This window comes from Brachybacterium sp. AOP42-C2-15, assembly GCF_052377065.1.
GTDB lineage: Bacteria > Actinomycetota > Actinomycetes > Actinomycetales > Dermabacteraceae > Brachybacterium.
Genome location: NZ_JBQSWK010000066.1, coordinates 1 through 8,695, shown reverse-complemented (window position 1 = coordinate 8,695; position 8,695 = coordinate 1). Strand labels below are relative to the sequence as shown.

The 8,695-nt window shown below is 65.6% G+C and carries 7 protein-coding genes and 1 pseudogene; 1 reads left to right on the top strand and 7 read right to left on the bottom strand.

Annotated elements, in window-relative coordinates:
• Positions 1-26: 26 nt before the first annotated feature.
• The 5 genes from ACT3SQ_RS18490 to ACT3SQ_RS18470 all read right to left on the bottom strand — a co-directional run bounded on the left by ACT3SQ_RS18490 (position 27) and on the right by ACT3SQ_RS18470 (position 4,493).
• Positions 27-1,709, bottom strand: coding sequence for a hypothetical protein (locus tag ACT3SQ_RS18490; RefSeq protein WP_444601572.1), 1,683 nt, complete (start codon positions 1,707-1,709; stop codon positions 27-29).
• A 75-nt stretch (positions 1,710-1,784) separates the two neighbouring features.
• The gene (locus ACT3SQ_RS18485; protein ID WP_444601571.1) at positions 1,785-2,522 is read right to left on the bottom strand and encodes a CBS domain-containing protein; all 738 of its coding nucleotides are present in this window, start codon (positions 2,520-2,522) and stop codon (positions 1,785-1,787) included.
• A gap of 81 nt (positions 2,523-2,603) precedes the next feature.
• On the bottom strand, positions 2,604-3,080 hold the full coding sequence (locus ACT3SQ_RS18480; protein ID WP_444601570.1) for a hypothetical protein: 477 nt from the start codon (positions 3,078-3,080) through the stop codon (positions 2,604-2,606).
• A gap of 469 nt (positions 3,081-3,549) precedes the next feature.
• On the bottom strand, positions 3,550-3,990 hold the full coding sequence (locus tag ACT3SQ_RS18475; RefSeq protein ID WP_444601569.1) for an RNA polymerase-binding protein RbpA: 441 nt from the start codon (positions 3,988-3,990) through the stop codon (positions 3,550-3,552).
• On the bottom strand, positions 3,990-4,493 hold the full coding sequence (locus ACT3SQ_RS18470) for a hypothetical protein (protein WP_444601568.1): 504 nt from the start codon (positions 4,491-4,493) through the stop codon (positions 3,990-3,992). Before ACT3SQ_RS18470 ends, ACT3SQ_RS18475 begins: the two co-directional genes overlap by 1 nt.
• A 369-nt stretch (positions 4,494-4,862) precedes the next feature.
• On the opposite strand from ACT3SQ_RS18470, the pseudogene ACT3SQ_RS18465 reads away from it, so the two are divergent.
• A pseudogene (locus tag ACT3SQ_RS18465) lies at positions 4,863-6,061 on the top strand (IS110 family transposase).
• A gap of 235 nt (positions 6,062-6,296) precedes the next feature.
• On the opposite strand, the gene ACT3SQ_RS18460 reads toward ACT3SQ_RS18465, so the two are convergent.
• Both ACT3SQ_RS18460 and ACT3SQ_RS18455 read right to left on the bottom strand, forming a co-directional pair.
• Positions 6,297-7,808 (bottom strand): sulfatase family protein, encoded by a 1,512-nt coding sequence (locus tag ACT3SQ_RS18460; protein ID WP_444601567.1) that lies wholly within the window; start codon positions 7,806-7,808, stop codon positions 6,297-6,299.
• Positions 7,805-8,602, bottom strand: coding sequence for a hypothetical protein (locus ACT3SQ_RS18455; RefSeq protein ID WP_444601566.1), 798 nt, complete (start codon positions 8,600-8,602; stop codon positions 7,805-7,807). The genes ACT3SQ_RS18460 and ACT3SQ_RS18455 overlap by 4 nt, the downstream gene beginning before the upstream one ends.
• Between the last annotated feature and the right edge of the window lie 93 nt (positions 8,603-8,695).

Below are 8,695 nucleotides of genomic sequence, written 5' to 3'. Positions count from 1 at the left end.
CTGTTGCGTCCTGACGCACCTGCGAATCAGGACTGAACGATGACAGCGGTCTTCACGCCGGAGTCGTCGACGTAGTCGATCGTGCCGGTGAGCTCGATGACCGTATTCTCGCCCGGTGCGTCGGTGGTCTCCCACGTGACGCGGTGGTTGCTCGTGGTTCTGCCCTCGGCCAGCCAGGTATCGCCGGGTGCCTGCCGGCGGGTCGTGTGCTCAACGCGGATGCGCTCCGCGGTGAGCTTCTTTCCGGCGCGGCCGAGAGCGTTGGTGGAGTAGGGCGCGCCCGGCGCGGGGAATCCATCGGCACCGAGCGGGACCGGGATCTCGAGCTTCGCCCGGGAGATCACTGTCTGGTCGACGCCGCGGAACTCGCCGTGCTCCTTCACAGTTCCGGTCATCGTGACGTCGTCGCCGACCGTGACGGGCTGGACGGTGCTGGTCTTCCACACGATCTCGTGGCCGTCCGCGTCGCGCATGGTGATGATCTGGAACGGCTCGTCCCCGTGGGGCCACGCGTAGGCGGCACGCGTGCCCTCGAAGACATTCGTGATCGTCACCGGGACATCGCGCAGACGCGTCTTGACCGGCGCCGCGAACCCTGGCGTGGCCTCCGCGATCCGATCCTCACGCACCTTGGCCTGCGCAGCCTCGCGATTCTTCCGCCCGTACGCGGCCACGGCACTAATGACGGTGCCCGACATCGTCGCGGTGGCGAAGCCGGCGTCCAGCGCGGTGTTGAGGTTGCGGCCGTAGTCCGAGTCTGTTCCCACCTCGCGCGCGGCCTTCACCACGTCATCGACCAGGCCGGAGTCCAGGACTTCCGCGAGCTCCTTCCTGGCCTGCTCGCGTTCGAGCCTGTCCTCCTCGGTCAGCCGGCGGAATGTGGTCGAGCCGAAGAGAGCATCGATGCGGTCCGCGGTGGAGACGCTGCCCCATTCGCCGGCGCGGGACTTCGACACGTAGCGCTTGCCCATGTCGGAGGCGACCATTGCCTTCGCGATCAGCTCCCGATTGTCCTCGACGGACTGGGTGGACAGCGGCGCCGCATCCCGATCCTCATCGGGCTCGATCGACGTGCCGAGGCTCCACAGCCCCTTAGGCCGCGCACCGAGGAACACCTCCATGCACGACGCACCGACCTGCAGCGTCTCGCCGGTCTCCTCATTCGTGACCAGGTAGGTGGTGTTCCGGTCGCGGAACTTGCCGCAGTGATCGCAGCGTCCCGGTTCAGGCCGCCAGCCGGCGAAGTCCCGCCCCGGCACCGACCACATCATGAACTCATCGGTGCCAGGAACGCGGTCCAGCGCGCCATCGAAGCGCCCGCCCTCGTGAGAGATCGACGGCCGGTTCAGGGTGAGGGTCGAGTATTGAAAGGCGTACTGCTGCCACGGCGCGTAGCCGTACATGTCGACCTCGTCGCCCGTGGGCCAGCGGTAGGAGACCTCCTCGTCGTCCCGCTCGAGTTCGAAGCGCTCGGCGATGCCCTCTCGCTCCAGGCGCCGGTTGGCCAGCTCCACCTTGTGCTCGATGCGATCCACCGACCAGGTCGGAATTCGCATGGTCGGACCGGTCGACGACTCCTCCGTCTCCAGTTTCACCACGGAGGACGGCTCGGTGATCGCCACGGCCGCCTCGTCCCGGTACACGCCGGCGAATTCGCCCTGGTTGCCCTGCTCGCCGGTGTCGCGCTTGCGGACTCTCGTCGTGGCCATGTCGATCTCCCTCGATGCCGTCTCGCTCGAAGAAGTGGGCGAAGGCTTTGCGCCGCGGGACGAAGAGGGAGTCTGTCAGGGGTAGGTCACGGTCGCCTCGCGCAGGATGCGAGCCACGTCAAAGCGGGTCACGATCCCCTTCAATGGTCCCGCTTCTGTCCCGTCGGTCGTCACGAGGATTGCTGGAGGAGCGGTGTCCTTCGAGAGCGTCTCGCACACTTTCAGGGCCGAACCAGTCGGCTTGACGAATCGAGGTGCCTCATGAGCTTCGACGTGCGCCAGAATCTCCGAGACCTTCACGTTCTCCGCGATCAGGTAACCTTTCTCGCGGCGGACTGATTTCCCGAGCCATCTGGCCATAGCGTTGGTCGTGAACAAGCCGACGTACGACTCGCCGTCGTAAACGGGCATCTGCGAGAGGTCCATGCGTACGACCTGCTCGGATGCCTCCTCGATGGCGCTGGCCGGAGAGAGAGTTGCCGGGTTGCTGACCATGAAGTCCTTGATTTGCGGTTGCTGCTCAATGTATTCGGCGATTCGCTCCATCGCTTCGACCGCGTCGATTCTCGGGACGGCGATTGGCAGCCCGTTTAGGACGTGACTGTGCTGGATCACGTTGCGGAGGTCGATCAGGACGTCAAGCTCTGCTGCCTGGTTCTTTACGACCTTGTCGCCGTTCTTCAACGCATGCAGTTTGGCGGCGCCGAGGCCCTTGAACCGTTGCTGGTACTTGCCCTCGAGTGCCTTCTTGGCCTGCTCGGTCGCGTTGATGAAGCGGTCTACAGCGTCCCGCTGCGCTTGCGTGTCGGTCATGGGGTCCAGAGTAGATGCTCTGGTCCGGCGTGGGTTCACTCGATCAGGGCCGGTCCCTCACGTCCCTTGGAGGCCTCATGCTCAGAAGTCGTATCCGTCGTCGGTCTGATTGCCAGTGTCGACCGACTCGGCGTCGCGGGTTCCGGCAGTCGCTTCGACCTCCGCAGGCGCCTCCTCGATGGACTCGCTCCGCCCACCGTTCGCCTTTTCGGTCTCGCCGAGGTCTCGGCGGATCAGGCCGATAACGGCATCGAGCCGCTCCGTGCGTTCCTCGAGCTCCTCCCGTTGCACCACCAAGTGCTCCAAGCGCATGCGGGCGGACTCATCCTTGCCCTCGGCCGCGGCCGTGCCGGCGACGATCCGCGTGGGGCACGGGTAGGGCACGTGCATGAGTTCGGTCGCGTGGTTCCACCCCTCACTGTCCGTGCTCGCTTGTTCAAGCGCTTCGGTGCGCAGGCGGGTGCATTCGGGGCAGATGACGTCGACGTCGTAGCCGTTGTCGTGCTCGACGAGCGTCGGGCCGTGCAGCTTGCGGACGGACTCGATCAGCGAGGCCATGGATCCTCCTCCACGTGGGGCATGTCCCCGCACCAGTGGGCGAAGAGGGGGTTCCGCGGGACGGAGGGTCAGAGGTCAGAGCCCGGAGGCAGCTCGTCCCAGTACGACCGGCTGTCCTCGAGATCGATCGCGTCAAGCTCTTCTTCGGCCTGCTGGACGGACAAGATCCGGCCGTCCGGGCTTTGGATCACCCATCGATAGCCGCTGTCTCGCAGACGCTGATTCCGATCCGCCTTCACCGCTGCACCCTCCCTTGTCCGACGCTCTTCTCGCTGCTCTGCGCTCAACGCCGCGGGTCGCTCCGCAGCAACGCACTCCCGGCACTTGTGTCGGTGCCCATCCCCGGAGCTCTTGTGGTGAGCGAACGCTGTTGTTGGCAGTGACCGGTTGCAGGAGCGGCAGGTCTTTGGGTCGTGGACGCGCGGACCGTTCGCGAGGTTGACTGATTGGTTGTAGACGCCGCAGGTAGTCATTCCACGACGTTACGTCGTGCATCCGACGTCCGGATCGAGTCGGGCTTCCTGAGCTCATGCGACGGACCTGAGTGCAGCTTCCCAGCGCGCAGCAGCTCCAGGCGCTGAGCCAGGAGGTGTTCGAGTTCGGCCTCGGTGCGGCGCTCGGACAGGTGCGTCCAGTGGTCCTTGCGCTGGTACCGCTTCGGGGTGGTGGGCACGCCGATCATCTCGACGCCTTCGTCGGCCTCGACCGTGCACTCGGCGCCTTCGCGGCATATCCGGCACGGCCACAGCACGGGGATCGGTGCCTGAGGGTGCAGCCGGACCTCGGTGGTGACCTCGCACGCTCCGCAGAGGTACGCCACGATCTGCGGCACGAGCGGCACGACCCGGTCAGGGTTCTCGGCCGTCCTCGCGCGGTGGGGCACCGTGGCGGTGATCATGGCTGGGGGCATCAGGCAACCGCCAGGTCGCCATGTTCGAGCAGCTCAATGACCCCCAGGCCCTGCAGGGACTCCAGCATCGTCACGTCGTCGGTGGGGTCGACCCAGGCGATGTTCCCGATCGGCTGATCTCGATCCGAATATGGGGCGAACAGGCTCGTCACCAACACGAGCGGCACCCGGTGCTCCCACAGTACACCAGGGTTGACCGTCTCCCGCTCCGCCAGCAGCGCGGACCAGACGTCCTCCTTTGTGGTCTCGTCCAGGTCGTCGCGGTGCACGGCGGCGGCCACGATCGACTCCTGCACCGCGGTCGCGATCACGATGGCCTGCTCGAGACGCATCAGGAACAGCACTTCAGGGTCGGTCTCCTCGAGGTACTCGGGTCCGAAGACGGCGGCGAGCAGTTCGTCGTTGCGGTCCGCCCGAACGGTGCGTTCCCCGATGCGGAGGGTGAACGGGCCGGCTTCGGGGTCGGTGGGGGAGAGGACGGTGTGGCTGCTGGAGGTGCTCATGGGTGCTTCCTCAGTCTCTGGGATGCCGGATACGCAGCAGCGCCAGTGGGCGGCAGATTCCCGAGCGGTCATGAAGAGAGGGCGGGAGCATCACTTGAACTGCACTCACCCCGTTACCTTCCTCGTAGCCCCGATCCGAGGCAGGATCGGGGTGGCTGGCCTGTCGGGCCCGGCATGGCTCTTGCCCCCAGTCGTTGATGATCCGGGGGTGTTGCCACCGGGACCCGATAGGCGCCAGAGGATCGCTGATAGGGACCAGGCCAAGCGGCACGACAACGCACCGACCCGGCCGTTCGTAACGTGGATGCCGAGCTCTGGAGCCGCAGGACAAGCCAGCCGTTCCCCGCCCACCCAGCATCGGACGAGCTCATGTTCCCAAGTCACGACACCGTCGACGTGTTCATAGGGATCGACGTCGGAAAGACCGCCCACCACGCCGTCGCGATCGACCGCACCGGCAATAAGCTCCTGGACAGGCCCCTCCCTCAGGACGAGGCAAAGCTCCGTGCCCTCATCCAGAAGGTCGCCGGCCACGGCCAGATCCTCGTGGTCGTTGACCAGCCAGCCACGATCGGCGCGTTACCCCTGGCCGTCGCCCAGGACATGGGCGTGATGGTCGGCTACCTCCCAGGCCTGGCCATGCGCCGCATCGCCGACCTCCACCCGGGCGAGGCCAAGACCGATGCCCGCGACGCCGCAATCATCGCCGACGCCGCCCGCACGATGCCCCACACACTGCGCTCGATCGTTCTGGCCGACGAACAGGCCGCCGAGCTGAGTATGCTCTGCGGCTTCGATGACGACCTCGCCAAGCAGATCACCGCCACCTCGAACCGGATCCGGGGCTTGCTCACCCAGATCCATCCCGCACTCGAACGCGTCATCGGCCCCCACCTCGAGCATCCCGCGATGCCTGCTCTGCTCGAGAGGTATCCCGGGCCCGCCGCAATGCGCAAGGTTGGAAAGAGCCGGGTGGCGACGCTGCTGCGCAAGCACGCGCCTCGCAAGGGCGCTGCCTGGGCCAGCGACGTCTTCGAAGCCCTCGACGAACAGACCGTGACCGTGGCCGGCACCGACGCTGCCGGGATCGTGCTTCGCCAGCTCGCGACCCAGCTCGCCCAATTGTGGACCGCTCGCGCCGAGATTTTCGAACAGGTCGAGGCACTGGTGGAGGAGCACCCTCTTCACGACCTCCTGACGTCCATGCCGGCGGTCGGCGTCAGGACCGCTGCCCGGATAATCACCGAGGTGACCGGCAAGCACTTCGAGACCGCAGGCCACCTCGCCTCCTACGCCGGACTCACTCCCGTGACCTGGAGATCTGGCACCTCGATCCGAGGTGATCACCCATCGAGAAGGGGCAACAAAGTCCTGAAACGAGCCCTGTTCCTCTCCGCGTTCGCTGCGCTCAAGGACCCCATCTCCCGCGCCTACTACGACCGCAAGATCGCCCAGCACAAGAAGCCCTCATCGCCCTCGCCAGGCGACGCTGCGACGTCCTGTTCGCCATGCTTCGCGACGGCACTCTCTACTCAGCCCCCACCCCCGTACTCACCGCCGCAGCCTGACCCGACCCCCTTGACGAAAACCATAGGGACACCCCCCGTCTCGAGTGAGGCCAGGCGGCGGCACCTGGTCCTGGTTTGCGTACGGAGGCGTCCACACTCCTCCTCACCGGTCCGCCGAATATGCTGGTGAGACATCAAAGACAGCACTGCGTGAGTGGCGAGCTCGAGTAAGCGAGAACTGGACACAGGTGAGCCCGGCGAAGGATGACTCCGCCGGGCTCTTTGCCGCCCTCTCTCAGGCGCTGGTCGCGTTCACCTGCGCCACATACTGCGCAACCCGAGCAAAGACCTCCTGGTCGTACGGACCCCATACCGGGCGCGGGGTGCCCTCGCCTCGGTAGGGCTCGTCCGCGTAGCGATGCTGGTACTCAGCGAGCTTTTCTTCCAGGTCGACGCGGATAAGTGCATACGCAGGATCGTCGGCGACATTGCGCACCTCAGTGGGGTCCGCCGCGAGGTCGTAAAGCTCCCATTCGGAGTCAAAGACTCGATCGGATGCACCGGGGACGCCGAGACCGGCACCGTAGTAGTGGATGAGCTTGTGGTCCTTTGTGCGGATCCCGTAGTGGGCCGGCGCGTGATGGATCGGGTCGTCATGCTCCCAATAGCGGTAGTAGGCCGCGTCGGGCCAATCCGTGACTTCCTCACCCCGGAGCAGCGGTCGGAAGCTCCGCCCCTGCGAGGTGGGCAGCGCCCGCGCCGCGTCGAGCCCGCAGATGTCCAGGAATGTTGCGGCGAAGTCCACGTTGGTGATGATCGCTTCGCAGCGGGAGCCTGCTTCGATCTCGGCTGGCCAGCGGATGAGCATCGGCATCTGCAGCGACTGGTCGTACATCAGCCTTTTGTCGAACCAGCCGTGGTCACCCAGGAAGAAGCCTTGGTCCGATGTGTACACGACCACGGTGTTTTCCCGCAGGCCCCGCTCGTCGAGATGGTCCAGGAGCCGACCCACGTTGTCATCGATTGACTGGATGCACTGCAGATAGTCACGCATGTAGATCTGGTATTTCCAGCGCATTCGCTCTTCGCGGTTCTCCTCGCCCCGAAGATGTTCGGGCACCTCTGTCTTGAGGTCATCGGAGCCCATGTCGTCGGCGATCGTCATGTGAACACCACGCACAGCTTGTGATCGCGTAGCAAGATCGTCGAAGAAGGTCTCCGGCTCGGGGATCGATCCGTCGGCGTAAAGGTGGGCGTGCTTCTCGTCTGGGACCCATGGTCGGTGCGGGGCCTTGTGGTGGACCATGAGGCAGAACGGCTCCTCCGATTCGCGCTCGTCGATCCAGTCCAGCGAGAGGTCGGTGACGATGTCTGTCGCGTAGCCGGGCACGACCTTCGCGCCGTCGGCGTCAATCATCTCTGGGTCGACGTAGTCGCCCTGGCCGGGGAATATCTGCCAGGCATCGAAGCCGCGCGGAAGCGACTGTCCGTGCTCGCCAAGATGCCACTTGCCGAACATCGCTGTGGAGTAGCCGTCATCGTGAAGGGCATCGACGAAGGTGGGGACGCGGTAGTCCATCTCCGTCCAGATGGAAGAGACGCCGTTGATGTGACTGTAGGTGCCCGTGAGGATCGAGGCGCGCGACGGGCTGCAGATCGAGTTCGTGCAGAACACGGCGTCCATCCGAGTGCCTTCAGCCGCGATGCGGTCAAGGTTCGGGGTGCTGTTCACGCGACTGCCGTACGCGGAGATCGCGTGGGCGGCATGGTCGTCGCTCATGATGAAGACGATGTTGGGGCGGGTCATGCGGGATCCTTTCGGGATGGATCGTCGGTGGTGCCGGCGGGCGAGACACCCTCGGACTCAAGCAGGGGACGGAGCATTCGTCGCCCGTGAGTCGCGTCCGGAAGCAGCTCGTCGACGATGAGCTCGGCCGCGTGTTGACCTGCCTCCACGAGCGGAAGGCGTGAGTAAACGAGGTTCGGCCAGATATCGGTGCGGGGCCAACTGCCAGCAAGCGCAGCAACCGTCGCGCCTGGAGCGACATCGGCAACCACCCTCAGCGCAGCCTCCACATCCGCTCCCCAGGAGCAGAGAACGGTCGTGGCCTCCGGTGGTGAGTGCGACGCTCGGAGCGCCGCCGACAAGTCGGCAGTGACGGTGGCAAGATGCCTGCTCGTCATGGCGCGGCCGCCGATATCCGCCGCTGCCAGGTCACTGTCGCTCAATCGCGTCGAGACCACTCGGAGCGTCATCCCTTCGCCAGCGCCGAGAACGCGCATCAGCGTCGATTGCCTTTCGCGCTCGGCGCGGGAGGACACCTCCGGGCGCAGGTGCAGGATCGTGTCAATTCCGAGACCCGCCAGGTGCTCGAGCATCGCCTGGGCACCGTGCGAGTAGTCGAAGTCGACAGCCGAATACGGAGAGTCTTCGGCGGGCTCCCCGCAGTCGATGGTGACCAGGGGTGCTGTGCCATCAGCGACCGCGTCGACGAGTGTCTGCGGCGGAACAGCGTCATCGTGACCAACGAAGATCAGCCCGTCGAGCATCCCGTTTCGGCAGTCCTCCAAGACGGTCTCCGCGGTGGGATCCGGGAGCATGGCCAGCCGGAATCCGCCCTCTGCGAGACCGCTCGCAACGCCCTGCAGAATCGCCGCGTATCTCGGGTTGGTCAGCGGTTTGGAGTTGACCAC